This window comes from Thiomicrospira sp. R3, assembly GCF_029581415.1.
Classification (GTDB): domain Bacteria; phylum Pseudomonadota; class Gammaproteobacteria; order Thiomicrospirales; family Thiomicrospiraceae; genus Thiomicrospira.
On the sequence record NZ_CP121121.1, the window covers coordinates 1,653,284 to 1,677,774 of the forward strand.

The 24,491-nt window shown below is 45.6% G+C and carries 27 protein-coding genes; 15 read left to right on the plus strand and 12 right to left on the minus strand.

All coding sequences use genetic code 11. The features are described from left to right. The first annotated feature begins 60 nt into the window (after window positions 1-60). Window positions 61-309, plus strand: coding sequence for a hypothetical protein (locus P8S55_RS08375; protein ID WP_289223768.1), 249 nt, complete (start codon window positions 61-63; stop codon window positions 307-309). A gap of 48 nt (window positions 310-357) precedes the next feature. Here P8S55_RS08375 and P8S55_RS08380 read toward each other — a convergent pair whose 3' ends face one another. From P8S55_RS08380 to yrfG, 3 genes are read right to left on the minus strand one after another with little or no spacing between them, the layout of a single operon-like run. Continuing rightward, window positions 358-1,068: a spermidine synthase gene (locus tag P8S55_RS08380; RefSeq protein WP_289223769.1), complete on the minus strand. Its 711-nt coding sequence runs from the start codon at window positions 1,066-1,068 to the stop codon at window positions 358-360. After that, window positions 1,065-1,589: a protein disulfide oxidoreductase gene (locus tag P8S55_RS08385; protein ID WP_289223770.1), complete on the minus strand. Its 525-nt coding sequence runs from the start codon at window positions 1,587-1,589 to the stop codon at window positions 1,065-1,067. The genes P8S55_RS08380 and P8S55_RS08385 overlap by 4 nt, the downstream gene beginning before the upstream one ends. A 2-nt stretch (window positions 1,590-1,591) precedes the next feature. Continuing rightward, window positions 1,592-2,260, minus strand: coding sequence for a GMP/IMP nucleotidase (yrfG, locus tag P8S55_RS08390; protein WP_289223771.1), 669 nt, complete (start codon window positions 2,258-2,260; stop codon window positions 1,592-1,594). 52 nt (window positions 2,261-2,312) lie between these two features. Here yrfG and nudE point away from each other — a divergent pair, with 52 nt between their 5' ends. The 3 genes from nudE to P8S55_RS08405 are packed head-to-tail and all read left to right on the plus strand — an operon-like array spanning window position 2,313 to window position 6,514. Then, complete coding sequence (gene nudE / locus P8S55_RS08395; protein WP_289223772.1) at window positions 2,313-2,864, plus strand: ADP compounds hydrolase NudE; 552 nt, start codon at window positions 2,313-2,315, stop codon at window positions 2,862-2,864. Next, window positions 2,864-3,667 carry a 3'(2'),5'-bisphosphate nucleotidase CysQ gene (gene cysQ / locus P8S55_RS08400; protein ID WP_289223773.1) on the plus strand — a complete coding sequence of 268 codons (804 nt, stop codon included), beginning with the start codon at window positions 2,864-2,866 and terminating at the stop codon, window positions 3,665-3,667. Before nudE ends, cysQ begins: the two co-directional genes overlap by 1 nt. A gap of 6 nt (window positions 3,668-3,673) precedes the next feature. Continuing rightward, complete coding sequence (locus P8S55_RS08405; RefSeq protein ID WP_289223774.1) at window positions 3,674-6,514, plus strand: hypothetical protein; 2,841 nt, start codon at window positions 3,674-3,676, stop codon at window positions 6,512-6,514. A 202-nt stretch (window positions 6,515-6,716) separates the two neighbouring features. Here the strand turns inward: P8S55_RS08405 and P8S55_RS08410 are convergent, their stop codons facing one another. The 3 genes from P8S55_RS08410 to ettA are packed head-to-tail and all read right to left on the minus strand — an operon-like array spanning window position 6,717 to window position 9,826. After that, window positions 6,717-7,199 carry a DsrE family protein gene (locus P8S55_RS08410; protein WP_289223775.1) on the minus strand — a complete coding sequence of 161 codons (483 nt, stop codon included), beginning with the start codon at window positions 7,197-7,199 and terminating at the stop codon, window positions 6,717-6,719. A 23-nt stretch (window positions 7,200-7,222) separates the two neighbouring features. Further along, window positions 7,223-8,140, minus strand: a complete 918-nt coding sequence (locus P8S55_RS08415; RefSeq protein WP_289223776.1) for a sensor domain-containing diguanylate cyclase — start codon at window positions 8,138-8,140, stop codon at window positions 7,223-7,225. A gap of 15 nt (window positions 8,141-8,155) precedes the next feature. Then, entirely contained in the window at window positions 8,156-9,826 is a 1,671-nt protein-coding gene (gene ettA / locus P8S55_RS08420; RefSeq protein ID WP_289223777.1) for an energy-dependent translational throttle protein EttA, read from the minus strand. 182 nt (window positions 9,827-10,008) lie between these two features. On the opposite strand from ettA, the gene glyA reads away from it, so the two are divergent. From glyA to thiL, 8 genes are read left to right on the plus strand one after another with little or no spacing between them, the layout of a single operon-like run. Next, window positions 10,009-11,280, plus strand: coding sequence for a serine hydroxymethyltransferase (gene glyA / locus P8S55_RS08425; protein WP_289223778.1), 1,272 nt, complete (start codon window positions 10,009-10,011; stop codon window positions 11,278-11,280). Between the two features lie 55 nt (window positions 11,281-11,335). Next, a complete protein-coding gene (gene nrdR / locus P8S55_RS08430) occupies window positions 11,336-11,812 on the plus strand; it encodes a transcriptional regulator NrdR (RefSeq protein ID WP_289223779.1) in 477 nt (158 codons plus the stop codon). Beyond that, window positions 11,809-12,966 (plus strand): bifunctional diaminohydroxyphosphoribosylaminopyrimidine deaminase/5-amino-6-(5-phosphoribosylamino)uracil reductase RibD, encoded by a 1,158-nt coding sequence (gene ribD, locus P8S55_RS08435; RefSeq protein WP_289223780.1) that lies wholly within the window; start codon window positions 11,809-11,811, stop codon window positions 12,964-12,966. The genes nrdR and ribD overlap by 4 nt, the downstream gene beginning before the upstream one ends. A 2-nt stretch (window positions 12,967-12,968) precedes the next feature. Continuing rightward, entirely contained in the window at window positions 12,969-13,634 is a 666-nt protein-coding gene (locus P8S55_RS08440) for a riboflavin synthase (RefSeq protein WP_289223781.1), read from the plus strand. A 51-nt stretch (window positions 13,635-13,685) separates the two neighbouring features. Continuing rightward, window positions 13,686-14,801, plus strand: a complete 1,116-nt coding sequence (ribBA, locus tag P8S55_RS08445; protein WP_289223782.1) for a bifunctional 3,4-dihydroxy-2-butanone-4-phosphate synthase/GTP cyclohydrolase II — start codon at window positions 13,686-13,688, stop codon at window positions 14,799-14,801. A gap of 29 nt (window positions 14,802-14,830) precedes the next feature. Further along, entirely contained in the window at window positions 14,831-15,292 is a 462-nt protein-coding gene (gene ribH, locus P8S55_RS08450) for a 6,7-dimethyl-8-ribityllumazine synthase (protein ID WP_289223783.1), read from the plus strand. Then, a complete protein-coding gene (gene nusB / locus P8S55_RS08455) occupies window positions 15,292-15,816 on the plus strand; it encodes a transcription antitermination factor NusB (protein WP_289223784.1) in 525 nt (174 codons plus the stop codon). The genes ribH and nusB overlap by 1 nt, the downstream gene beginning before the upstream one ends. A gap of 9 nt (window positions 15,817-15,825) precedes the next feature. Then, complete coding sequence (gene thiL, locus P8S55_RS08460; protein ID WP_289223785.1) at window positions 15,826-16,779, plus strand: thiamine-phosphate kinase; 954 nt, start codon at window positions 15,826-15,828, stop codon at window positions 16,777-16,779. Between the two features lie 7 nt (window positions 16,780-16,786). Here thiL and greB read toward each other — a convergent pair whose 3' ends face one another. Then, window positions 16,787-17,272 carry a transcription elongation factor GreB gene (gene greB, locus P8S55_RS08465; RefSeq protein ID WP_289223786.1) on the minus strand — a complete coding sequence of 162 codons (486 nt, stop codon included), beginning with the start codon at window positions 17,270-17,272 and terminating at the stop codon, window positions 16,787-16,789. A gap of 19 nt (window positions 17,273-17,291) precedes the next feature. Continuing rightward, window positions 17,292-18,356, minus strand: coding sequence for a 3-deoxy-7-phosphoheptulonate synthase (locus P8S55_RS08470; RefSeq protein ID WP_289223787.1), 1,065 nt, complete (start codon window positions 18,354-18,356; stop codon window positions 17,292-17,294). A gap of 217 nt (window positions 18,357-18,573) precedes the next feature. Between P8S55_RS08470 and P8S55_RS08475 the strand changes: the two genes are divergently transcribed. Next, on the plus strand, window positions 18,574-18,873 hold the full coding sequence (locus P8S55_RS08475) for a DUF3579 domain-containing protein (RefSeq protein WP_289223788.1): 300 nt from the start codon (window positions 18,574-18,576) through the stop codon (window positions 18,871-18,873). Here P8S55_RS08475 and P8S55_RS08480 read toward each other — a convergent pair. From P8S55_RS08480 to P8S55_RS08495, 4 genes are read right to left on the minus strand one after another with little or no spacing between them, the layout of a single operon-like run. Further along, window positions 18,862-19,638 carry a prepilin peptidase gene (locus tag P8S55_RS08480; protein ID WP_289223789.1) on the minus strand — a complete coding sequence of 259 codons (777 nt, stop codon included), beginning with the start codon at window positions 19,636-19,638 and terminating at the stop codon, window positions 18,862-18,864. The two genes, P8S55_RS08475 and P8S55_RS08480, sit on opposite strands and share 12 nt — an antisense overlap. Beyond that, entirely contained in the window at window positions 19,628-20,008 is a 381-nt protein-coding gene (gene queD / locus P8S55_RS08485; protein WP_289223790.1) for a 6-carboxytetrahydropterin synthase QueD, read from the minus strand. The genes P8S55_RS08480 and queD overlap by 11 nt, the downstream gene beginning before the upstream one ends. 54 nt (window positions 20,009-20,062) lie before the next feature. Then, a complete protein-coding gene (locus tag P8S55_RS08490) occupies window positions 20,063-20,941 on the minus strand; it encodes a polyprenyl synthetase family protein (RefSeq protein ID WP_289223791.1) in 879 nt (292 codons plus the stop codon). A gap of 33 nt (window positions 20,942-20,974) precedes the next feature. Continuing rightward, window positions 20,975-21,835, minus strand: a complete 861-nt coding sequence (locus tag P8S55_RS08495) for an SDR family NAD(P)-dependent oxidoreductase (protein WP_289223792.1) — start codon at window positions 21,833-21,835, stop codon at window positions 20,975-20,977. Between the two features lie 157 nt (window positions 21,836-21,992). On the opposite strand from P8S55_RS08495, the gene P8S55_RS08500 reads away from it, so the two are divergent. Continuing rightward, window positions 21,993-22,643 (plus strand): DUF502 domain-containing protein, encoded by a 651-nt coding sequence (locus tag P8S55_RS08500; RefSeq protein WP_289225323.1) that lies wholly within the window; start codon window positions 21,993-21,995, stop codon window positions 22,641-22,643. Window positions 22,644-22,703: 60 nt separating this feature from the next. Continuing rightward, window positions 22,704-24,488 carry an aspartate--tRNA ligase gene (gene aspS / locus P8S55_RS08505; protein WP_289223793.1) on the plus strand — a complete coding sequence of 595 codons (1,785 nt, stop codon included), beginning with the start codon at window positions 22,704-22,706 and terminating at the stop codon, window positions 24,486-24,488. Window positions 24,489-24,491 lie beyond the last annotated feature (3 nt).

The following is a 24,491-nucleotide window of genomic DNA, read 5'->3' on the forward strand; positions in this document are numbered from 1 at the left end:
TCTTGCAAGCCATATCCTCCTGAGCTAGGCTATGAAATAAACTTATTTACGGATTTTTGGATGCTTAAAGTTTTGGGCTATAAGCCTGTATTATTAGCGGTTTTAATTTTGGTAGCCCCTGCTGCGACCAGTATGATTGTTGTTGATTTTCAGCGCTTTCATTCGTTGATGGCCACTTTAATTCTATGTTTAATTATTGAGCCGCTTGATAATGCAGTGCGCCAAGCGGAGGCTCTAGGTGGGCGGCGATTTATTACAGCAAAAGTGGACTGTCAACTCTTTTTCGTACACAAAGACGCCCATTTTTGATTGGAACCTTTAACATCAAATTGACGCTTGAACGCATTTTCAGTCAGGCTAGTTGTACTTAAATTCGAGAATCAGGTTGTTACTTGACTTTATGGGGTGGATTTGGAGCAGGCCTTGTTTATTTGTACTTAGTCCTTCAAAAAACTGTATAACATCGAGGGTGGGTTGAGGTGTGCTTTGCCAAAGGTTAAATAGAACCATGCTTTCGCTATGTAGCTTTTTAACAAGGTTTTGTAAGAAAGGCCGTTGGCTAAAGGCTTCTGGCATACCTTTTTGGTCAAATACGTCAATAACAATTACATCGTAATATTCGGTGTCTTGCTGAATAAACAAAGTTGCATCCATAGCGTGGGTTTGAATGCGCGAGTGGATGGGTAGGTGAAAAAAATCGTGGGCAATTTCGATGACCGAGGGGCGTAAGTCAATCAACGTCATCATCAGTTTAGGGTGGCTAATAAAAAGTTTACTGGCTAAGGATCCCCCCCCTGTACCGAGCATTAAAAGATGCTTAAGTGGCTTTTGTATCTGCCTTAACCAAAGTTGTTGTTCGATAACTTGTTGATATTCAAAGGCGAGGCTTAAGGGGGCTTGGAAAAAGTAACGACTTTGTTTGACAGCGCTGTCAAAATGAAGGCTGCGACAAATAGAGCTGTCAATCACTTGGATTCGGCCAAAGCTGTCACGTTCGCTATGCAATATCTCCCCGCCATAGCGAAGTTTGGGTTTGAAAAGCTTCGTTTTTAAGTCAGCGAGGCTCAACGATTAGCCCACCATAGTCTTGCACGCATACCCCAGCTTGAACTCAGACCGACTTCTACAAAAGCGACTTCGCCTTTTGCATTAATAATAAAGTCAGCGGGCACTGCGCGAGCGCCATAGAGATTGAACAAGCGACCGTCTTGGTCATTAATAATCAAGCTTGGGTTCATGGCGTGCTGTTGGGCATAATCCAGCAGAGTTGCATTGTCACCCGACTGGGTTGCCACGCTGATCACTTGGTAATCTTGTGCAATGCGTTCGATGCCATCACGCGAAAACTCACAAATTGGACACCAGGTAGCCCAGAAGTGAATTAAAACGGCTTCACCTCGAAAGTCGCTTAGCTCAATGACCTCGCCGCTTAATGTTGTTGCGCTAAAGTTGGGTGCGATATCCTTAACGACATCGCCTTGCATAAAGGGGCGTAGGCTTAAATAAATAATCAAAAAACCTACTAACCACACACCATTATTGATCCATTTGTTTTGCCAAAGTGCGATGAGACGTTGTTTGTGGGTCATAGTTAACCTTGTTTGATTGGCATGATGTCTGCGTAGTGTTCGAAATGTGGATAACCTTGTGGATCAACCTTGTCCATGTGAGGGCTGACATGAATGGCCGCCAGTAAATGAGCAATTCCGAATTCTTTAGCCGTATTCAGCGCGCGAATATTGTCATCGACTAATAGCGTGCGTGCCGGGTCGTAAGGCGCTACTTGTTGAATAAACGTCCAGATACGTATGTCCTCTTTAGGGGTGCGAAAATCATGGGCTGAAATAATATGATCAAAGTAAGGCTCTATTGCAGTACGTTCAAGTTTTAGCACTAGGCTATCACGGTGTGCGTTGGTGACCATAATCACTTGCATGTTAAGTTGTTTGAGCTGGCTAAGAAACTCAATAACATCTGGGTGTTTGCGTATCAGGTGTTTAAGGTCATGTTTCAGATCGGCGACTGATAGGTTCAGACGGCCGCTCCAATAGTCTAAGCAATACCAGTTTAGCGTTCCGGTCTGTTGTTTGACCGCTTGGCTTACAAAGCGTTTGGCATTTTCAAGAGGTAAGCGATGATGGTGAGCGTAGGCCTCTGGCAGGTATTCAGACCAAAATTTCCAGTCAAAGTGTAAATCTAAAAGTGTGCCATCCATGTCTAAAAGCACGGTATCGATCTGATCCCAAAGGACTTGATACATTGAACCTCCTAATTCGGTTGAAGCCTTTGCGCGCTTGGCGTATTATGCGTAAATGGAAAATAAAAAGTTACCTGACATTCTAGCGGAAAATATTGTGGTTAAGTCGCGAATCTTTACGGTTCAGGGGCAAAAGTTACAATTTCCCAATGGCACTCAGGTGGATTATGAGCGTTTAGTTAGTCATCCGGATGGCGCAGTGTTGATTGTGCCGATGTTGGATGACGATACGTTATTGCTGATTCGTGAGTATAGTGCTGGCGTTGGGCGTTATGAGCTTGGGTTTCCCAAAGGTAAAATTGATCCGGGTGAGACCTGGCTAGAAGCCTGTGAGCGAGAGTGCATCGAAGAAATAGGTTATAAGCCTCTGCGAATTGACTATTTAGATAAGGTGAGTTTAGCCGCAGGTTATATGGATCATCATACGCATTTAGTATGGGTGCAGGACTTAGTGCCGGCTCAGGGTGAGGGCGATGAACCTGAGCCGCTTGAAGTTGTACCTTGGAAGCTAAGTGATTGGCCCAGTCTTTTGCACCAGCCGGCCTTTAGTGAAGGGCGCGCTTATGCCGCCTTGTTTTTAACGTTACAAAAATTAGGACGAATTTAATGCCCCTAAATCACTACCAGGCCTGGTTGCCTCATGTGGCTGAGATTGCAAGACAGGCTGGTGCGGCTATTATGGAGGTTTATCGTTGCGAGGATTGTGAGGTTGAGAAAAAAGCCGATGGCTCGCCAGTCACCCTTGCCGACAAACAGGCAGATCATTTAATTCGCCAAGCCTTATTCGCTTTAGCACCCGATATACCAGTGGTTAGCGAAGAAAATATTCATGCAACCCCCTTTTCTGAACGTCAAGCGTGGTCGAGTTTCTGGTTGGTTGATCCTTTGGATGGAACTAAAGAGTTCATCGAACGAACTGATGAGTTCTGCGTCAATATTGCGCTTGTAATTAATGGTCAATCGGTTTTAGGTGTGGTGTATGTGCCAGTGTATGATTGGCTCTATATGGCGGTCAAAGGCCGCGATGCGATTAAGGTTGAGCGGGGCATGGAGCAGGTCTTAAATGTACGAAAACTTATTAAGCCTCCAGTGAATGTAACGGTAAGCCGTCGTCATGGCAAAAAGGCTGAACAATTTATTGATGCGATTGCACCTACCCAAACCTTGCACTGTGGCTCTGCGATTAAATCCTGTTTAGTGGCTGAAGGACGAGCGGACGTCTATCCACGCTTTGGCCCAACTTCCCATTGGGATACCGCAGCTTCACAGGTTATTGTTGAAGCCGCTGGCGGTAGAATTGTCGATGCGAAAGGTGAGGATCTGCGTTACTATCCTACGGAATCGATTTTAAATCCGCATTTTATGGTGGTGGGAAACAGTCGTTATCCCTGGCCTAACTTTCCGCAGTAACGACTCATGGCGCGACTATTTTATGCGTTAGTGATTGTTTTTATTTTGGGTTTTCCGACCTCTAGGCTAATCGCCGCGAATCCCATTACCCATCCAATGAGCGTAGGCTGGCAGTCTAACCAGGCCTGGTTCTCCCAACAGACTGAGCATTTCATACTGCATGCGCCTGAAAATTTAGTTGAGGTTTTACCGCGCGTTGCGCTGATAGCTGAAAATGTGCATCTTGAAGTCACTAAGGCGCTAGGTTGGTCACCAGTAGATAAAACCCATTTGGTAATAACCGATGATGTGGACAGCGCCAATGGTTGGGCAACGGTGTATCCGTTTAATCAAAACCGTATCTATATTAGCGCGCCTGATGCCATTAACTCGCTTGAAGATTATCGAGATTGGCTGGCATTATTGATACGTCATGAATATACCCATACCGCTCACTTAGATCAGGCGCGTGGTTTGCCTGCGGCTCTGCGAAGTGTTTTTGGACGACAGGCGCTTAGTTTTCCACACTTGTTTCAACCGCTTTGGTTGATTGAGGGGTTGGCCATTGATCAAGAAACCGATCATGCGTTAGGTGTAGGTCGGGGGCAAAGTGACTATTATGCGATGCAAATGCGTGCTGAAGTTGAGCGCGGCTTGGTGTCTTTAGGGCGTGTATCCGGCTTGAATCGGGATTGGCCAGCGGGTCAAGCCTACTTGTATGGCGCTTACTTTTATCCCTTTTTGCGAGAAACCTATGGCGAGCATGCGGTGGAGCTTTGGCTTAAAAGTTATAGCTATAATTTAATTCCCTATTGGATGAATCCTACGGCTCGGCGTGTTTGGGGTGAGGATTTTTCGAAGGTATGGCAGCGTTACCAGGCCTGGTTGATAGCGCGTTATCCCGTTTTGCCCGCTTCATCTGCATCCAGCCAGCTGTTAACTGATTTGGGTGGTCGGGCTTATTCGGGTGTGTTGCATGCGAATTATTTGTACCGAATAGAGGCGGATGGTCATAGTATGGCGCGTTTGGTTCAACAGGATTTGACTACAGAGTCAGTGACGACCTTAACAAGCGTAGCTTATCCGGGTTCGTTTTCAGTATCACCTTCAGGGCGAATTGTCATGGCGCAACGACGCGCTAATCGCCAAAACCGCTTGTATGCCGATTTATGGCTTTGGGATAAAACACGAGGTTGGCAGCGCATCACGGATCAGCAACGCTATCGTCAAGCGGTGTGGTTAAATGATGGCCAATTGATCGCCCGTCGTCAAGTTGCGGGCGCTTCTGAGTTACACTTGCTTACCGATAAGGGTGAAGTGAAGCAGGTGTTATGGCAGGGTGATGCGCAAACCCAGTTAGGCTCGATCGCGATTCATCCCAGCGCAACCAAGCTGGTCGCCATGAAAAAACCGCCTTTGGGGAGCTGGCAGTTAGCCGAGTTTGATTTAGCTACTCAGCAATGGCAATGGCTAACGCACAATAACTTTAATCATGCTGATCCGAGTTATAGTGTAGATGGTCGATCCATTGTGTTTAGTGCTAATTACTCGTCGGTTTATCAGCTCTATCAGATGAATCTGAGTGAGGCGAGTGGTGATCACTTTGCACATGAGGTAGCCCAGGTCTTAACAGAGGTTTCAACCGGTGCCTTTCAGCCCTTGTTAAGCAAAAGTGGAGATCTTTTATACCAGCAATATTCAGCTAGGGGTTATGATTGGGCTTTATTGAGATTAGAGGACCAAGCTCAGCGGCTCATTAATATACCAAAGGCTGACAAGCAGGCCTGGTCATCGGATTCGAGCCCATTGCAAAGTGTTGATGAAGTCACCTTGTCTGCTGCCAAACCATATTATCCCTTTTCAAGTTTAAGACCGCGTGCATGGTGGCCGGTGTTTAGTTTTACGCCTGAGCGTAATCAGTTTGGGCTTATGTTTGAAGGGCAAGATGCACTGGCTCGTCATCATTATCAATTAACGCTTGCGTATGATGATCTCGCCCAGCAGCCCTTTGGGCATTTGCGTTATCAAATGGATAACCGCTACTTAGTTCAGTTTGATCGCGGATGGCGCGAAGGTTATAACCAGAGTGATTTGGACGAATTGATTTTGCTGCGCGCTAGGGATTCATTCGTGTTGGGTCGCTTGAATAGCTTCAACCTATTCAATGATCAATTTGCTGTGCATCTTGGATGGGTCTTCGAGCAGGAGCAGGATGCCTGGCGGGATCGACGACTTGCACCTCAACCTAAAACTCAGCGCACCGATCTGAGTCTTGTGGCTCATTGGGATAACACGCAAAGTTATCGCTATAGTATTAGCCCTGCAAGCGGTTGGTCGGGTTATTGGGCATTAGATAGTCATGATCTTATAGATGCAGACTATTCGGGTTCTAGAGCGCAGTTTGATCTTAAGCATTATTTACATATTGTTAACTCCCAGGTGCTGCACACTCGCCTAGTCGGCGGTTACGCCCAGAGCACAGCCTATCCTTTTGTTTTAGGTGCAGATAAGGGAGCTTTTTCAACGGCACTCTTTGCACGCACGGATTATCCGTTAAGAGGTTACAAATCGGCTAGTATTTTAACGGAAAAGTTTGCGTTGTTCAGTTTAGAGTACCGCGCACCATTGGCGCGAATTCAACAAAATTGGCAGGTTTACCCGCTTGGTCTACGTGATATCTATGGTCAGGTGTTTATTGATAGTGCCTATGCAAACAATATAAATTTTACTGGACTCGGCGCGCAGCTTAGTGTTGAGTCGGTAATAGGTTATCGTATGGTGTTGCCGCTCAATTTGGGGGTAGCAAAAGGCTTGGAAAAGCAGCGTGGCGAAACACAGTTTTGGTTATCGACCGAATGGGTCTTCTAGATATAGAGAAAATAATATGAGCATGAAGTAGTTATTACCTCAAGCCATGATGGCGATTCGAGGGGTTAAGTTACCTGAATTACCTGCACAATTAATTGTGTTTTAAAGTAGATAACATTGCTTTTGGATTGCATTGGGTTGAGCTTCACCTGAGAACTTAAAAAATTGAAAACTAAGTCTTAGCTCCCAGGTAAAGCTAGTTTTACTGGACTTTTAAATAGGCATAGCCTTGGCTTTGTAAGATAGCAATGTCAAACACGCCTGAGCCAACTAACTCAATACCTTCATAAATCTTAGCCGGGTCAAGGTTGATTTCGTTGCGGGTATGGTCGCAAAGCTTGACCTTCACACCGCGCGAATTCATTAATGCATCCAACCGACCTTTAAGCTCATCACGACGCTCTAATAAGTCGGCACCGTGTTCATAAGGTGTGCCTTTAAGCGCATCATCAGTGGCAAAACGTAAGCCGTGGCCGACTAAAACTAAATGAACATCGGCTTCCATGAGTTCGTTTTCGTAGGCATTCATAATGTTATTAATGGATGTAAGTGTCGCAGAGTAGCGCGTCACGTCGCTAAAATCAACGTGATACACCACTTTTGCACCTTCATCAGCCGCTTTTAGTGGTAACGCAAATAACGCCAACAGCATAACGCCAAAGGCTAAATAATTTATCTTTTTCATCTTGGTATCCTTTTTATCTTATCTTAGAGTATTTTAGTGATTTCACGACTGCCACGAAGTTGGGCAATGGCTTCATTCACTCGGTTGAACAAAATGCGACTATCTTCGTCAGCTGCACGAAGTTCCGTCACGCCCGCTTGACTGGTTAAGCAAGTCATTTGTTTGTTATCCAGTCGAATTTTGTGCCCAGCTATTTTTTCTTGCGCTAATTTAGCAATGCGAAAAGCATCGACCGCCTTAACATCAGGTAAAATGACCATAAATTGATCACAGCTTAAACGGCCTATATGTCCCAGTTCGCCTAGTGTTGCCTGTATCGCATGCGCAGCGCCCAACATGGCTTTATCGCCTAGTTCATGACCATAGCCATCGGTAATGTTTTTAAAACAATCTAGGTCGATTTTTATTAAGGATATGGGGTTGTTATTGAGTTTAGCCTGGTTGATAAATTCGTCACTCAACCCAAGAAAAAAGTCGCGGTTATAAAACCCGGTTAGGGCATCGTTTTTTGACAGATGTTCAATTTGTTCTTCCATATGTTTGCGAGAAGTGATGTTAATTGCCAGCCAGATTACTGCGGGCTGACCATAAGCATCGGTATCTAACGGATAAACGCGCGCTTCGTACCACTGCCCCCCCTGAGGTCCAATAGGTTCAATTCCCTGAACTTGATCATTAGCGAGTTGATACTCAATTTCTTGTAGGCGTTGGGTTTTAATGGCCTTATGTACCACATTCAAAAATCGCATCGCCATTTTTTCAGGTAAAACCTGTTGATAGGTTTTACCCATTAAAGCGTGACCGTCTGCGTAAAGGCTGCGCTCATTGCCACCGATTATATCCAAGTAGGTACCATCCTGGCCCATAATAAAAATCGGGTCGGGCATGGCATTAGCTATGGCTTCTAGTTGAGAATTTAAGGTTTGATCTGTATGTGCCATTGCGTAATCCTATGATTATTTTTTGGAAATTGGCTTGTATTTAATCCGGCGCGGCTGGTTGGCATCCGCACCTTTTCGCCGTTTGTAGTCGGCTTCATAATCCGAGAAGTTACCTTCAAACCATTCAACATGTGAGTCGCCTTCAAACGCTAACATATGGGTAGCGATACGGTCTAAGAACCAGCGATCATGCGAAATAACCACCGCACAGCCCGCGTATTCTAGTAGGGCTTCTTCTAGTGCACGTAAGGTTTCAACGTCCAAGTCGTTGGTGGGTTCGTCAAGTAACAATACGTTGGCGCCTTTGCGCAGCGTTTTCGCCAGGTGGACGCGATTACGCTCGCCCCCTGATAATTCGCCAATGCGTTTTTGCTGATCGCCGCCTTTAAAGTTAAAGCGCGAGCAATAGGCACGAGAATTAACTTCAAAGTTGCCGACTATAAAGCTTTCGTCGCCCCCTGATATTTCTTCCCAAACGGTTTTACTGTCATCTAACGCATCACGGCTTTGATCGACATACGAAAGTTTAACTGTTTCACCAAAAACGATTTCACCGCTATCCGGTTTCTCCTGACCGGTTAGCATTTTGAATAGGGTGGATTTACCCGCACCGTTCGGGCCAATAATGCCGACAATGCCGCCTTGCGGAAGGCGGAAGCTTAAATCATCAATCAGCAAGCGATCACCAAAGCCTTTTGACATATTATTCACTTCAATGACTTTTTCACCCAATCGCTCGGCCACAGGGATAAAGATTTCATTGGTTTCGTTACGTTTTTGGGTTTCGACACTGCTGAGCTCATCAAAGCGCGCCATACGTGCTTTCGATTTGGCATGGCGGCCTTTTGGATTTGCTCGCACCCATTCAAGTTCGTGTTTAATGGTGCGTAAACGTGCCGCGTCTTGTTTCGACTCTTGCATTAAGCGTTGTTCTTTTTGCTCCAGCCAAGATGAGTAGTTGCCTTCATAAGGAATGCCTTGACCGCGATCGAGCTCCAAAATCCATTGTGCGGCATTATCGAGGAAGTAGCGATCGTGGGTAATGGCTACTACTGTTCCTGGGAACTCAAGTAAAAAGCGTTCTAGCCAAGCAATCGATTCTGCATCAAGGTGGTTGGTTGGCTCGTCAAGCAAGAGCATATCTGGCTTAGAAAGTAATAAACGACATAAGGCCACGCGACGACGCTCACCCCCGGATAGGGTGGTTACATCTGCATCCCATGCAGGGAGGCGAAGGGCATCAGCCGCTATTTCTAAGCTACGATCAAGGTTATGTCCATCCATCGCTTGAATGATATCTTCGATTTCTGCTTGTTTTTGCGCAAGCTTATCAAAATCCGCATCCGGTTCTGCATAAGCGGCATAAATGGCATCAAGGTTCGCTAGGGCTTGCTTTACCTCGGCAACGGCTTCTTCAACGTTGCCGCGAACATCCTTGGTTGGGTCCAATTGGGGTTCTTGTGGCAAGTAGCCAATCTTTATGCCCGGTTGAGGGCGGGCTTCACCCACTATATCGGTATCGATACCAGCCATAATGCGTAAAAGAGTTGATTTACCTGAACCATTTAGGCCGAGTACGCCGATCTTGGCACCAGGAAAAAACGATAAAGAGATGTCTTTTAGAATATATTTAGACGGGGGAACCACTTTTCCAACGCGGTTCATGGTGTAGACAAATTGAGCCATATTTTCTCGCTTGCAAGGTTTATTAGTTTTTGGGTTAAGAGTTTTAGTTACACTTTACCTAAAATTAAGTCTTTAATAAAGGGATCAGCAGGTTTTTAACATGAATTCAGCGTGGTGCTTTTTATTAACTACTGTTAAAATTATCATTCTTTGAATTTAACCTTCCCAAATGGAGTTCTTGCATGTTTGATAAAACCATGACAATCGCTGGCTATGATGATGATATCGCAAAAGCGATGGCGGCTGAAGCCCAGCGCCAGGAAGATCATATTGAATTGATCGCTTCTGAAAACTATACCAGTCCGCGTGTTATGGAAGCGCAAGGCTCTGTGCTAACCAATAAGTATGCTGAAGGCTATCCTTATAAACGTTATTATGGCGGTTGTGAGCATGTTGATGTCGTCGAAGCTTTAGCGATTGAGCGTGCTAAGCAGTTATTCGGTGCCGATTACGCCAATGTGCAGCCTCACTCAGGTTCACAAGCTAATGCACCGGTATTTATGGCGTTACTAGAGCCAGGCGATACGGTCTTAGGCATGAGCTTGGCTCATGGTGGCCACTTAACTCACGGTTCAAAAGTCAATTTTTCTGGCAAAATCTATAATGCGGTTCAATACGGTCTGAATCCAGAAACCGGTGAAATTGATTATGATGAAGCGCAAAGATTGGCGACAGAGCATAAGCCAAAATTGGTGATTGCTGGTTTTTCTGCTTATTCTCAAGTTGTTGATTGGCAACGTTTCCGTGAAATTGCTGACAGCGTGGGTGCTTATTTTTTAGTGGATATGGCACACGTAGCAGGCCTGGTTGCGGCTGGCTTGTATCCTAATCCGGTGCAGATTGCTGATGTGACCACAACCACAACCCATAAAACTTTGCGCGGTCCACGCGGCGGTTTGATTTTGGCGAAAGCGAATCCGGAAATCGAAAAGAAACTAAACTCGTTAGTTTTTCCAGGTACGCAAGGCGGCCCATTAATGCATGTGATTGCAGCAAAAGCAGTGGCATTTAAAGAAGCGATGGAGCCTGAGTTTAAAACCTATGCGGCGCAAGTGATTAAAAATGCTCAAGTCATGGCGGAAGTTTTTATGGCGCGCGGCTTGGATGTGGTATCAGGTGGCACTCAGAATCACCTGTTCTTAGTAAGCTTAATTGAAAAAGGTTTGACAGGTAAGTTGGTTGATGCCGCGTTAGGTGCTGCACATATTACGATTAACAAAAACTCGGTACCCAATGATCCTATGTCGCCATTTGTTACCAGTGGTATTCGTATTGGCACCGCCGCAGCGACGACTCGTGGTTTTGGTGAGCAGGCGTGCTGTGACTTGGCGGGTTGGATGTGTGACGTGGTTGATGCGTGTGATCAGTCCACTGAAAGCTGGGATGAAAACGTGATTGCACAAGTTCGTGCTAAAGTCAGCGCAGTATGTGCTGCGCATCCAGTCTATAAATAAGGCTTCAGACTAACTTAGCCTGGTTAACCAGCTCGGGTGGTCTGTTTGTAATTATATGTATTGTCCCTTCTGTAACGCACCGGATACCAAGGTCATTGATTCGCGTCTTTCGACCGAGGGTGCCCAGGTGCGTCGTCGTCGCGAATGTCAGGAATGCGGCGAACGTTTTACAACCTATGAAAACGTTGAATTATCTCTACCACGTGTTGTTAAATCTGACGGCAATCGTGAAAAATTTGATGAAGATAAATTACGCCGTGGGCTTGTTAAGGCTCTGGAAAAGCGACCTGTTGCCAGTGAAAGTATTGATAAGATTGTCAATCAAATCGTTAAAAGCATGATGGCGGACGGGGCGCGAGAAGTGCCTTCATCGCAATTGGGTGAATGGATTATGCAAGCCTTGCGCGAGGTGGATCAAGTTGCCTATGTTCGTTTTGCTTCAGTTTATCGTTCGTTTCAGGATGTGAATGCGTTTCGTGAAGAGATTGAGAAGCTGGTGCAAGCAACCGCTGCAAAAACGGATCGTGGATGAACACTCAAGATCACTATTGGATGGATCAAGCCTTAGCGTTGGCACGAAAAGGCCAGTATAGCACCCGGCCCAATCCTGCGGTCGGTTGTGTAATAGTGCGCGATGGGGTGCGGGTCGGGCAGGGCTGGCATCCTAAGGCAGGGCAGCCTCATGCCGAGGTGTTCGCCTTGCGTGAGGCGGGTGAGCGTGCGCAGGGGGCTACGGCTTATGTCACGCTTGAGCCTTGCTCGCATTATGGCAAAACCCCACCTTGTGCCGATGCGTTAGCGGCCGCAGGGGTTGCACGTGTGGTTATTGCGATGCAAGACCCTAACCCGCAGGTTTGTGGGCGGGGTAGTGCGCGTCTGTTATCAGCGGGTGTTGAAGTATGTGAGGGGGTTCTGGCTAATGAGGCAGCGGCCTTAAATCAAGGATTTATTAAGTTTATGCAATCTCAAAAACCCTTTGTAAGGTTGAAGTTAGCAAGTAGTGTTGATGGGCGTACGGCGATGGCGTCGGGTGAAAGTATTTGGATTACCGGTGATACGGCACGCCAAGAAGTCCATAAGTTGCGTGCACGTCATGGTGCGATTGTAACGGGCATAGGTACGGTTTTAGCCGATGATCCGAGTATGAATGTGCGTTTAGCTGACGCGGTGAAATCAGAACTTGGCTTAACCGAGGCGTTATGTCACCCCATTAGAGTGGTGTTGGATCCTAATTTAAGCATGCCTTTAAATGCAAAAATGTTGGGTTTGCCTGGCAGAACCTTGTTGATGACTTCACCCCAGACAGTTCAAACCAATCGCTCGTTAGTGGATGGTTTGCTTGCTGCCGGCGTTGAGGTTGTTGCGGTTAAAGCGCAAGATGACCTTTTAGATTTGGAAAGTGTGCTGGATTACCTTGCAAAAGAGGAGCAGGTTTTTGATGTCATGGTCGAGTCAGGTGCCTCTGTCGCCGGCGCATTTGTAGAAGCAGGCCTGGTTGATGAACTTCATTGGTTTGTTGCGCCTCATCTTATGGGGCATCGCGGCAAACCCTTGTTGGTGCTGCCACAGATAAATGGGATGCAAGATCGTATTCAATTAAAATCTGAATCGGTTCAGCAGGTCGGTGAAGACTGGCACTTTGTGTTTTCGTTTGAACCCCTAGCTGGCGTAAATGGAGAAGTTTAAAGATGTTTACTGGGATTATCCAAGCACAGGGCCAAATTAAACGTATTGATGTGCGTAATGGCGATTGGCGGCTAAGTGTTGCAGTAGGTTCGTTGGATATGTCTGATGTGGGTATGGGTGATAGTATTGCAACCAATGGTGTCTGTTTGACTGCTGTTGAGTTTACATCAACCCACTTTGTTGCCGACGTTTCAGCTGAAACGCTAAAGGTTACTACCCTTGGACAGCTTAAAATTGGCAGCAAGGTAAATCTTGAAAAAGCCTTGCGTTTGCAAGACCGTCTTGGTGGTCATTTGGTCAGCGGTCATGTTGATGGTGTGGGTAGGGTTAAGTCGATTAGCCAAGATGCACGTTCATGGCGTTATATGATTGAAGCACCGCCTGAGATTGCGCGTTATATTGCACATAAAGGATCAGTGTGCATTAATGGCATTAGCCTTACGGTTAACCAGGTATCAGGTTGCGATTTTGATGTGAATATTGTGCCGCATACCCGGGCTGAAACCACGATTAACGAATGGCAGGTGGGCACAAAGGTTAACCTAGAAGTTGATTTATTAGCGCGCTATTTGGAGCGTTTGTTGACCGGTCCTTACGCTGTGCAGGCATCAGAAGATGATAAGTCCGTTATTACTAAAGACTATTTAGTTCAATCAGGTTATTTATAAGGCTGGTAATTCAGTCAAAACCGAACAAAGCAACATCTTTAAAGGAATAGCATGGAACTAAGCTCAATCGAAGAAATTTTAGACGATTACCGCCAGGGTAAGATGGTCATTTTAATGGATGATGAGGACCGCGAAAACGAAGGCGATTTGTTGGTGCCTGCGAGTAGCGTTAGCGCTCAGGATATTAACTTTATGGCGCGTTATGGGCGGGGTTTGATTTGTTTAACCTTGACTAAAGAGCGTTGTCAGCAACTGCGTATCCCTCTAATGGTTCATGATAACCAAGATCCACATGGCACTAATTTTACGGTATCGATTGAGGCGGCTGAAGGGGTATCTACTGGGATTTCTGCCAGTGATCGTGCGGTTACTGTTCTCGCAGCTGTGAAAGCCGATGCGCAACCGAGTGATATTGTTACACCTGGGCATATTTTTCCGTTGATGGCCAGGCCTGGTGGTGTGTTAACGCGTGCAGGGCATACAGAAGCAGGCTGCGACTTGGCGCGCTTGGCTGGATTTGAGCCTGCATCCGTAATCGTCGAAATCATGAATGAAGATGGCAGTATGGCGCGTCGTGATGATCTAGAGGCTTTTGCTCAACAACATGGTTTAAAATTAGGTACGGTCGCGGATTTAATTCAATACCGTTTAAAAAATGAAAAAACAGTTGAACGTATTTCAGAGTGTAAATTACCCACGGATTTTGGCGATTTTAAATTAATGGCCTATGAAGATGCACTAGACCATAAAGCGCATTTTGCACTGGTGTATGGGGAAATTGATGCCCAGCAACCGACTTTGGTGCGTGTTCATATGCAAGATACCCTGTGTGATATGTTAGGTTCGCAGCGCTCGGAATGTGGTTGGCCTTTACGTGCTGCGATGCAACAAATTGCTCAAGCTGGCTCCGGAGTGATTGTTGTGTTGCGTAAAAATGAGGAAGCCAGTGAACTATTAGACCGGATTGCGTATTATCAAATGACCGATCGCGGTGTTAAAATGCCGGAGACTAAGGTTGAGGATGACGCCAAAACATTCGGTTTAGGGGCGCAAATTTTAGCTGATTTAGGGGTTAAGCACTTGCGCGTGATAGGCTCGCATTGGAAGTTGAATGCATTGAGTGGCTTTGGTTTGGAAATTACTGAATACATCGATAAACAAAATTAAACAAGCTGGAAAAGAAAAAGGATTAAATTATGAATACCATTGCTGGGGATTTAGTAGCCAAAGACATGAAAATTGGTTTAGTGGTTGGGCGTTTTAACAGTTTTATCGTTGATCATTTAGTAAGTGGCGCTGTAGATGCAATCAAACGCCACGGGGGGGAGGATGGGAATATCGAACAGGTTTTAGTGCCCGGTGCGTTTGAAATTCCGTTAGCAGCTCAAAAAATGGCTGCGAGTGGAAAGTATGACGCCATTGTTGCTTTAGGTGCGGTTATTCGCGGTGGCACGCCCCATTTTGATTATGTGGCGGGTGAGTGTGTTAAGGGCTTGGGGCAGGTGATGTTGAATCAAAACATGCCAGTAGTTTTTGGTGTGTTGACGGTTGATAGCATTGAGCAGGCGATTGAGCGTGCGGGCACTAAAGCAGGCAATAAGGGTGCAGAAGCCGCACTTTCTGCTATTGAAATGGTTAATGTATTGAAGCAAATTTAATGAGCGATCAACAAACTAAACAACCGCTAGATGACTTGGCGTACTTAATTAAGCAGCCATCAGAAGAGGTGGTCGAGCCTGAAGAAATCAAGCTTAGTCCACGAAGCCTGTCCCGGCACTTGGCTTTGCAGGCGCTTTATCAGTGGATGCTGAATCAGCAAGAGTTATATTTAATTGAAAAGCAGTTTTCAGAAGAAGGTTGGTTATCTGGCTGTGACCGTAATTGGTTTCGCGAATTGGTTCGAGAAGTCGCTGCCCAATCTGAAGAATTGGATGCCGTCTATGTTGAGATGCTGGATCGTTCAATAAAAATGATTAATCCGGTTGAGCGTACTATTTTCCGTATTGCTGTGTATGAGTTACAAACTCAAATGCAAATCCCTTACAAGGTCGTCATTAACGAGGCGGTCGAAATGGCTAAAACCTTTGGTGCGGAGGATGCACATAAATACATTAATGGTGTCTTGGATAAAATTGCCAAGCAGCTACGACCACTTGAATTTCAGGCACCTTCAGCGACGTGATGGCTTTCAGTGGAATTTGATTTAATTGGTCAGTTTTTTCTGCCACTCAGTGCGTCAGCATCCAGTTCGCAAAAAACGGGCGATTTAGCCATTGGCGATGACGGTGCGATTATCACGCCTCCTTCCGACTGCCAGTTAGTGGTGGTTACGGATACCTTGGTTGAGGGGGTTCATTTTCCGCTAGATACCTCGGCTTATGATATTGGTTGGAAAGCTTTGGCGGTTAACTTAAGTGACTTGGCCGCGATGGGGGCGAAACCGGCATTTTATTCGTTAGCCTTGACTTTGCCCAAGGTCGACCAGGCCTGGTTGTCTGGGTTTTCAAAGGGCCTCGCCGATTGTGCAGCGCCTTATGAGATACCCTTGATTGGCGGGGATACAACGCGAGGGCCTTTGACTATTACGGTGACCGCTCAAGGTTGGGTCCCCAGAGGTCAAGCCTTATTGCGATCAGGTGCTAAACCTGGTGATGCTATTTTTGTATCCGGGTTAATTGGTGAAGCGGGACGCGGACTCTCTTTAGCGTTAGCGCAACAAGGTGCTCAGAATTTAGCGGATAAACTTGCCTTGGCACGTTTAAATCGACCCCAAGCTCAAGTCGCCTTGGGTTGTGAGCTGATTGCTATCGCGCATAGCGCGATAGATATTTCGGATGGTTTACTTGCAGATTTAGGCCATATTCTTGATGCGTCGGGCGTAGGCGCGTCTTTGGTCTTTGACACTATTCCGCTTTCTAAGGCGGTTAAGCAATGGGCTGGCGATAACCGTTTAAGGCCGCTTTGTGCCGGCGATGATTATGAGCTTTGTTTTACTGCGAGTGCAGATAAGCAAGCACAGCTTGACGCACTAGCGAAAAAACTTGATGTTAAGCTTTATAAAATTGGGGCGATTTCTCAACAACCAGGCCTGCTTATTGATGGCGTGCAATTGGATTTAGAGAAAAAAGGCTATGATCATTTCTGATTTTCGGTTAAATCTGATCTAGCTGCCGGTAAGTAATTGATTTTACATACCATATTTTGGTTCCACTGGGTAAGTTAACCAGGACTTCATCGTTGACTTGTTTTTGTAAACAGGCTCTAGCCATCGGCGAGTCTATGGATATGTAGTGGTCTTTACGGTAGATTTCTTCAGTGCCAACGATACGAAAAACCAATGTTTGGTCTTCGTCATTTTCTAGCTCAACCCAGGCACCAAAGAATATTTTTCCTTCTTGAACCGGGTGATATTCAACAATCTTAAGCTCATCGAGCAGCTTGCGTATATAACGAACTCGCCGATCAATTTCTCTCAGCCTACGTTTATTGTATTGATAGTCTGCGTTTTCTGATCGATCGCCGAGACCAGCCGCCCAGGTAACTATTTTGGTGACCTCTGGTCGCTCAATACGCCAGAGTTGGTCAAGTTCTTTTTCGAGCGCTTTAAAACCTTCTTTTGTAACAAGTTTGGTTTTCAACTACTTATGCCCAAGCTATTTATTGTTGAGCGCGGCGTTGACGAACACCATTAGCTAGGGTTTCAAGCAGGATTTCACTGTCTTGCCAATCAATGCAGGCATCGGTAATACTTTGGCCATAGGTTAGGGGTTGGTTTGAAATCACCTCTTGTCGCCCAGCGACTAAGTGGCTTTCAACCATCGCGCCCATTATAGCTTTGGAGCCAGCGGCTAATTGTTCAGCAATAGAGTCAGCGACAATCATTTGTCGCTGATGGTCTTTGCTGCTGTTGGCGTGGCTGCAATCAATCATTAACCTGCTTTGCACTTTGGCCGACTTTAGTTCGTTAACTGCTTGCTCAACAAACTCCGCTTCATAGTTCGGTCCTGAGTTTCCACCGCGTAATATTACATGGCAGTCTTCGTTGCCGGTAGTTGAGAAAATAGCAGAGTGACCAGACTTGGTTAGGGATAAGAAAATATGCGGTTTATTGGCCGCACGAATCGCGTCTACAGCGATACGGAAGCTACCATCGGTTCCATTTTTAAAGCCGACAGGGCAGGAAAGTCCTGAAGCAAGTTCACGGTGCCCTTGGCTTTCAGTTGTACGCGCGCCAATAGCTCCCCAGCTAACTAGGTCAGATATATATTGGGGTGAAATTAAGTCAAGATACTCAGTCGCAGCGGGCACACCCATGTGATTAACGTCTAGTAAAAATCCACGAGCAAGTTCAAGTCCTTTGTTGATTTGAAAGGTTTCATTTAAATCAGGATCGTTTATCAGGCCTTTCCAGCCAACGGTAGTGCGCGGTTTTTCGAAATACACACGCATAACGATAAGCAGATTTTCGCGGTGTTTGTCAATTTGTTGCTTTAATCCTTGGGCATATTCACGCCCCGCCTGGGTATCATGAATAGAACAGGGACCGATTACAACGAGTAAACGATCATCTTTGCCACTTAAAATATCATGAATCTGACGGCGTGTAGTAAACACAGTTTTAGCAGCCTGTTCGGTAATGGCTAATTTTTCGTGCAACTCAATAGGTGGGCGCACTTCAGTAATGTGGTTAATGCGAAGATCGTCTGTTAGATATTGCGTCATGTTAGTCAGCTGTCCTGCTAGGTTTTTAAATTAACTCAATATTATAAGCGAATTTCTTATTTTAGGCGGTTAAAACTCGGTGATTTTGATTGATTTATAGCGTAAAACAATGGAGTTTTTAGTAATTTAAATCACCCTGGGCTAGATAAAACAATTATCTATGCTAGAATTCATATCAACTTTTTATAATAAAGCTTAACTTAAGAGTGGTGGTAATTTGACTGTACACTGCAAATATATAATTGAAGGGGTGACCGAAGATGGTCGCAAATTTAGACCGAGTGATTGGATTGATCGCGTTGCGTCGATGATGGCTTCTTATGGTAAATCTCATCGTTTGGTGTATTCTGATTTATTGCACCCCGAGCTTTATCAGGGGCAAAAGTGCCTGATTATTGACACGGAATTAGAAATTAAAAATCCAAGTATGTTTGAGTATGTAATGAACTTTGCTAAGAGCAATAATTTAAAAACCTCAAAAGTATGCGAAAAGGTTGAATCGCAGCTAGGCGCCTAATTGCACTAAAACAAGGCTTACTAGACCACCGAGGGCAAGAAATGGGCCGAATGCCATTTCTTGTTGCCAGGTCTGCTTTTTCATAAGCATGAGGCCCAGAGAAACAGCCAAGCTGCTAACCGCCGCAATAACGATAACTTGGGGGAGTGCCATGACACCCAGCCATGCGCCGAGCGCAGCGGCTAATTTAAAATCACCAAATCCCATACCGTGCCTTCCGGTGAGTAAGTGGTGGATTTGATAGAGAGTCCATAAGCTCATATAGCCTATGGCCGCGCCAAGGATGGCATCTTGTGGGCTGGCAAAGGTTCCCGTGCTGTTAATCAATAAACCTAGCCACATGAGTGGAAGGCTCAGGTTGTCTAAAATGAGTTTGTGCTCAAAATCAATAATGCTGATGGTGAGCAGCCAAAGCGCAAGCAGTGCTGTTAACCAGGCTTCGAGGGTTTGTCCCAGCAGCGCGAAACAGCTTAAAACAAGAAGGCCGCTACTTATTTCTATCAAGGGATAGCGCTTGGAAATAGGTGTTTGGCAAATGTGGCAACGCCCTTTAGAAAGCAACCAGCTTAATAGAGGAATTAATCGTGTCCAGGGTATTTCGGTTTTACATTGAGGGCATTTAGACCCGCCTAGGCTTATGGCTTTAAGTTGCTCACGGCCATCCAACTCCATAATCCGTGGCAGCCTCCAACTTAGCATGGAAATGAAACTGCCGATCACTAAGCCGAATAACGTAACGCTGATTAAAAACAAGCTATTGCTCACTGTAGATCACACAGTTTCTGTCATTTTCCCAGATGGTAATTCGGTGCATTTTCACGAGATCGGTTTCGATGTGTTTTGCAATTTCGTTAAAAAGGTAGTGTGCAATGTTTTCAGCGGTCGGGTTTACGCGCTGAAAATGGGGGTGGTCATTTAAAAAACTATGGTCCAGTTCAGCGACCGCGTCCTTGGCGTGACGTTTGATTTCTTTAAAATCGACCACCATCCCTATGTCATTTAGTTTGTCGCCAATAACTTCAACTTCTACTTTCCAGTTATGCCCATGAAGTTTAGCGCAGTCTCCCGGATAGCCACGTAAGCTGTGGGCAGAAGCAAAGTCGAGTAGTGTTTTCAAAATAAATTGTTGAGCCATGGCATGGTCCTAATTTTAGGTTTTCAATTTGGCTATTATAACTAACTCCTAAGCTTAGTGCTGGCGTTGGGCAATAAAGTTAATCAAATCCGTTAAAAACACGCTTTTAAATCCCAAGGATTGGTGATACTCATGAGCTTTTTGAATGTGTTGGTCGCGTAGTTGTTTGGAGGCGTCTAAGCCTAAAAGTTGTGGAAAAGTCGACTTATTAAGCTGTTGATCTCGCCCTTGAGTTTTACCTAAAGTGAGTGTGTCACTTTCAATATCTAGGATATCATCTTGGATTTGAAAGGCTAGGCCAACCGATTCACCTAACTCGGATAACCAGGCCTGGTAGTGCTGATAGTCCGGATGGGGGACAGCGCCTAGTAATAAAGCGGCTTTAATAAGTGCGCCTGTTTTAAGTTTGTGAACTTGAATGAGTGCTTCTAGGTTAAGTGTTTTGTTTTCAGCAGCTATATCCATTGTTTGTCCCGCAATCATGCCTTGTGAACCCGAAGCATTGGACAGTAGCAGGATTGAATGAATGCGTTGTTCAGGGGTTAATGTTTGGCTGCTGGCAAGTATCTCAAAGGCGAGGGTGAGCTGAGCATCACCCGTTAATATGGCGGTGGCTTCATCAAACTGTTTATGGCAAGTTGGTTGCCCGCGGCGCAGGTCATCGTCGTCCATAGCAGGTAGGTCATCGTGTACGAGCGAATAGCTATGCACCAATTCAATTGCGCAGGCTGATGAGTCTAGTTTGTCAAGGGGAAGGTTTAAACTCTCGGCAACAGCATAAACCAGCGCGGGCCTGAGCCGTTTTCCAGGGCTTAGGCTCGCATAAGACAAGGCTTGGGCTAGGCGCAAGGGGGTGGCAAGTTTTCGCGAAGCGAGCTGTTGTTTAATATTGTTTTCAACGCGAAGCTGATAGTGGTTCAGGGTTTTGTTCATGGTTTTTGGACTTAATAGAGACTTAGTAGAATTTTATCGACGACCATCGCCGCCGGCTTTTAAAAGAACCCAGTCAAGTGTCTTGGTGGGTAAGAATCGTTTGAGTAGTGCAAATAATTGTGTTGGCAGGGTAACGCGGTAACGCGCCTTAGGCTTTTTTGCTTGCAGGGCATGAATTAGGGCATGGGTTACGGCTTCTGGGCCAAGCGTGAATGGAGCACAAGTGCCCTTTTGAGCCAGGCGCGTCTCCATGGCTTGGTAGTTGGCTTGGTGTGCGGACTGGTCGTTTTTGACCCATTCAAGGTATTCGCGATGCGCATTTTCGCGAAAGCGCGAAAGGATAGGGCCGGGTTCGATTAAGCTGATCTGAATGGGGTCATGGGCGAGTTCTATTCTTAATGTATCGGCCAAGCCTTCAATTGCGTACTTGCTTGAATTGTAAGCTCCACGATAGGCCATAGCCGCAAATCCGAGTACCGAACTGTTGTAGATGATGCGGCCATGCCCTTGTGTCCGCATGTGTTTAATTGCTAGGTTGGTGAGTTGTTGGGTGCCAAATACATTGGTAGCGAACTGGTGTTCAAGTGCTTGTCGGCTTACATCTTCGACTGCGCCAGGCAGTCCAAATGCGCCATTGTTAAATAGACCGCTTATCTCACCTTTTGCTATATCCAGGGCTTGTGACCAGGCCTGGTTAACGGAGTCTGTATCAGCAAGGTCACATTGAATGCATAAAAGACCTTCTTGTTGAAGGCGCGTTACGTCTTCTGGTTTTCGGCAGCTGGCGATGACCTTGTAGCCAAGATTTTTAAGCGCATGCGCAGCGTGATAGCCAATGCCACTTGAGCAACCGGTAATCAACAGGGTTTTTGGGGGCAGGATTTTATCAGACATCAAAATGTGAGCCAGTAAAAGGTTAAGGTTCGTGTGTTCATAATTAAGATGATTTGTTTGAATATTTGCTAAGATTCTATCTTATTGGATTAAGGATTGCTAAGTTAATTCCAATAGATTTCGGTATAATAGCTAGCTAATTTTAGAAGAGGTCATGATGAGCCTGTTAAAACGTTATTTTATTGCGGGTTTGCTGGTGCTGTTGCCTTTGTGGGTTACCTTTGAAGCCATTGTTTTTTTGGTGGGCATTTTTGATCGAAGTCTTCATTTGGTGCCAGATCAATACCATCCTCAGGTGCTTTTGGGATTCGATGTCCCCGGTTTTGGTATTTTAGTTTCTTTGGTTATTGTTTTGTCAACAGGTATGCTGGTTGCTAATATTTTGGGTAATAAGCTATTGCACTGGTGGGAAAGTTTTTTATCTAAAATCCCTTTGGTTCGTTCAATATATACTGCCGTTAAGCAGATAGTTGAAGCCGTGGTTGGTACCGATGAGAAGACGTTCCAAAAAGTGTATTTGGTGCAGTATCCACGCCATGGTTTATGGACACTGGCGTTTCAAACCAGTAAAGCCAGAGGTGAAGCGCAATATAAAACCGGTGTTGATCAAGTGGTCAATCTATTTATACCTACTACCCCCAACCCAACTTCAGGGTTTTTTATAATAGCGCCGATACAAGAGGTGGTAGAGCTGGAGATGAGTGTTGATGATGCACTCAAGATGGTGATTTCTGGCGGTGTGGTGGTTCCACCGTGGAAATCAATGCCAACCTCAGCAGGGCTGGAAGAAGGTTTTAAGTCAACCTGATTTTATAAATGAATTTTAAATATGTCTAGATAGTAATTAATTGAATTAGAAGGAAAAATAATGCGTACACATTACTGTGGTCAAGTAACAGAGGAATTTATTGGGCAGACCGTAACCGTTGCCGGTTGGGTGCATCGTCGTCGTGACCATGGTGGGGTGATCTTCATTGATTTACGCGATCGTGAAGGCTTGGTGCAGGTTGTGGTCGATCCGGATACCGCTGATATTTTCGCTAAAGCCGAGCATTTGCGCTCTGAATGTGTGTTACGTATTAGCGGTAAGGTGCGTGCGCGTCCAGAGGGCACAGCAAATGCGAATTTAAGCTCAGGTCAAATTGAGATGTTGGCGAAGGAGTTAGATGTGTTGAGCATGGCCGAGCCGATTCCTTTCCAGTTGGATGATAAGCATATCAGCGAAGAAGTGCGTCTAAAGTATCGTTACATTGATTTGCGTCGTGATGAAATGCAAAAAACCTTGATGCTACGCTATAAAGTTACGCGCTCTATGCGTAATTATTTAGATAATAATGGTTTTATCGATATGGAAACGCCGATTTTAACCAAGTCAACACCGGAAGGTGCGCGGGATTATTTGGTGCCGAGCCGCACCCATGAGAACAAGTTTTTTGCTTTGCCTCAGTCGCCTCAGTTGTTTAAGCAGCTGCTGATGATGTCGGGCTTTGATCGTTATTATCAGATTACCCGTTGTTTTCGTGACGAAGATTTACGTGCCGATCGTCAACCAGAATTCACCCAGTTAGATATTGAAACCTCGTTTATGGATGAGGAGGGTGTAATGGGTGTAATGGAAAATTTGACCAAAACCATTTTTAAAGAAGGGATTGGAGTGGAGTTTGATTATGACTTCCCGCAGATAAGCTATGCCGATGCGGTTCAAAAATACGGCATTGATCGTCCTGATTTACGTATCCCCCTAGAGTTAGTGGATGTCGCCGACCTATTACAAGATATTGAGTTTAAAGTATTTGCTGGACCCGCTAAGGATCCAAAAGGTCGTGTTGCCGCTTTGTGTGTGCCGGGTGCGGGCGATATGTCACGTAAAGAAATTGATGACTATACCAAGTTTGTTGCCATTTATGGCGCAAAGGGTCTAGCCTACATTAAAGTTAATGATATGGCGGCGGGGATTGATGGCTTGCAATCACCCATTGTAAAATTCTTCCCGGATCAGGTGATGCAGATTTTGCAACGTGTGGGGGCGAAAGATGGCGATATTGTATTCTTTGGTGCCGATAAGGCGAAGATTGTTAACGAAGCTTTGGGCGCGTTGCGGGTGAAAATTGGTGAAGACCGTAATATGTTCACTGAGCAGTGGAAACCGGTATGGGTGGTGGATTTCCCCATGTTTGAGGAAGATGAAAAAACCGCACGTGTGGCGGCGATGCACCATCCGTTTACCCAGCCCAAAGCGACCACGCAGGAAATTTTAGATTCTAAAAACCCAGGTGCGATGATTGCACGTGCGTATGACTTGGTGATTAATGGTATTGAAGTGGGTGGTGGCTCGGTGCGTATCCACGATACGCATATGCAGGCGGCGGTGTTTAAGTTGTTGGGTATTAGTGATGAGGATGCGGCAGAGAAGTTCGGTTTCTTGTTAACCGCACTCAAATATGGCTGCCCACCGCACGCAGGTATGGCGTTTGGTTTAGATCGTTTGATTATGTTGATGGCGGATCGTGAATCGATTCGTGATGTGATTGCCTTCCCAAAAACCCAGTCTGCGGCGTGTTTGTTAACGGAAGCACCAGGCCTGGTGGATATGGCGCAGTTGCGTGAATTGAATATTCGTTTGAACAAGAAGGTCGCTGAGGTGAAGCAGTAAAGC

Bases quoted from the DNA above. Each gene is read 5' to 3' on its own strand.
- P8S55_RS08375 (WP_289223768.1), top strand. From the start codon at position 61: ATGCTTAAAGTTTTGGGCTATAAGCCTGTATTATTAGCGGTTTTAATT.
- P8S55_RS08385 (WP_289223770.1), bottom strand. From the start codon at position 1,589: ATGACCCACAAACAACGTCTCATCGCACTTTGGCAAAACAAATGGATC.
- yrfG (WP_289223771.1), bottom strand. From the start codon at position 2,260: ATGTATCAAGTCCTTTGGGATCAGATCGATACCGTGCTTTTAGACATG.
- nudE (WP_289223772.1), top strand. From the start codon at position 2,313: ATGGAAAATAAAAAGTTACCTGACATTCTAGCGGAAAATATTGTGGTT.
- cysQ (WP_289223773.1), top strand. From the start codon at position 2,864: ATGCCCCTAAATCACTACCAGGCCTGGTTGCCTCATGTGGCTGAGATT.
- P8S55_RS08405 (WP_289223774.1), top strand. From the start codon at position 3,674: ATGGCGCGACTATTTTATGCGTTAGTGATTGTTTTTATTTTGGGTTTT.
- P8S55_RS08410 (WP_289223775.1), bottom strand. From the start codon at position 7,199: ATGAAAAAGATAAATTATTTAGCCTTTGGCGTTATGCTGTTGGCGTTA.
- P8S55_RS08415 (WP_289223776.1), bottom strand. From the start codon at position 8,140: ATGGCACATACAGATCAAACCTTAAATTCTCAACTAGAAGCCATAGCT.
- ettA (WP_289223777.1), bottom strand. From the start codon at position 9,826: ATGGCTCAATTTGTCTACACCATGAACCGCGTTGGAAAAGTGGTTCCC.
- glyA (WP_289223778.1), top strand. From the start codon at position 10,009: ATGTTTGATAAAACCATGACAATCGCTGGCTATGATGATGATATCGCA.
- nrdR (WP_289223779.1), top strand. From the start codon at position 11,336: ATGTATTGTCCCTTCTGTAACGCACCGGATACCAAGGTCATTGATTCG.
- ribD (WP_289223780.1), top strand. From the start codon at position 11,809: ATGAACACTCAAGATCACTATTGGATGGATCAAGCCTTAGCGTTGGCA.
- P8S55_RS08440 (WP_289223781.1), top strand. From the start codon at position 12,969: ATGTTTACTGGGATTATCCAAGCACAGGGCCAAATTAAACGTATTGAT.
- ribBA (WP_289223782.1), top strand. From the start codon at position 13,686: ATGGAACTAAGCTCAATCGAAGAAATTTTAGACGATTACCGCCAGGGT.
- ribH (WP_289223783.1), top strand. From the start codon at position 14,831: ATGAATACCATTGCTGGGGATTTAGTAGCCAAAGACATGAAAATTGGT.
- nusB (WP_289223784.1), top strand. From the start codon at position 15,292: ATGAGCGATCAACAAACTAAACAACCGCTAGATGACTTGGCGTACTTA.
- P8S55_RS08470 (WP_289223787.1), bottom strand. From the start codon at position 18,356: ATGACGCAATATCTAACAGACGATCTTCGCATTAACCACATTACTGAA.
- queD (WP_289223790.1), bottom strand. From the start codon at position 20,008: ATGGCTCAACAATTTATTTTGAAAACACTACTCGACTTTGCTTCTGCC.
- P8S55_RS08490 (WP_289223791.1), bottom strand. From the start codon at position 20,941: ATGAACAAAACCCTGAACCACTATCAGCTTCGCGTTGAAAACAATATT.
- P8S55_RS08495 (WP_289223792.1), bottom strand. From the start codon at position 21,835: ATGTCTGATAAAATCCTGCCCCCAAAAACCCTGTTGATTACCGGTTGC.
- P8S55_RS08500 (WP_289225323.1), top strand. From the start codon at position 21,993: ATGAGCCTGTTAAAACGTTATTTTATTGCGGGTTTGCTGGTGCTGTTG.
- aspS (WP_289223793.1), top strand. From the start codon at position 22,704: ATGCGTACACATTACTGTGGTCAAGTAACAGAGGAATTTATTGGGCAG.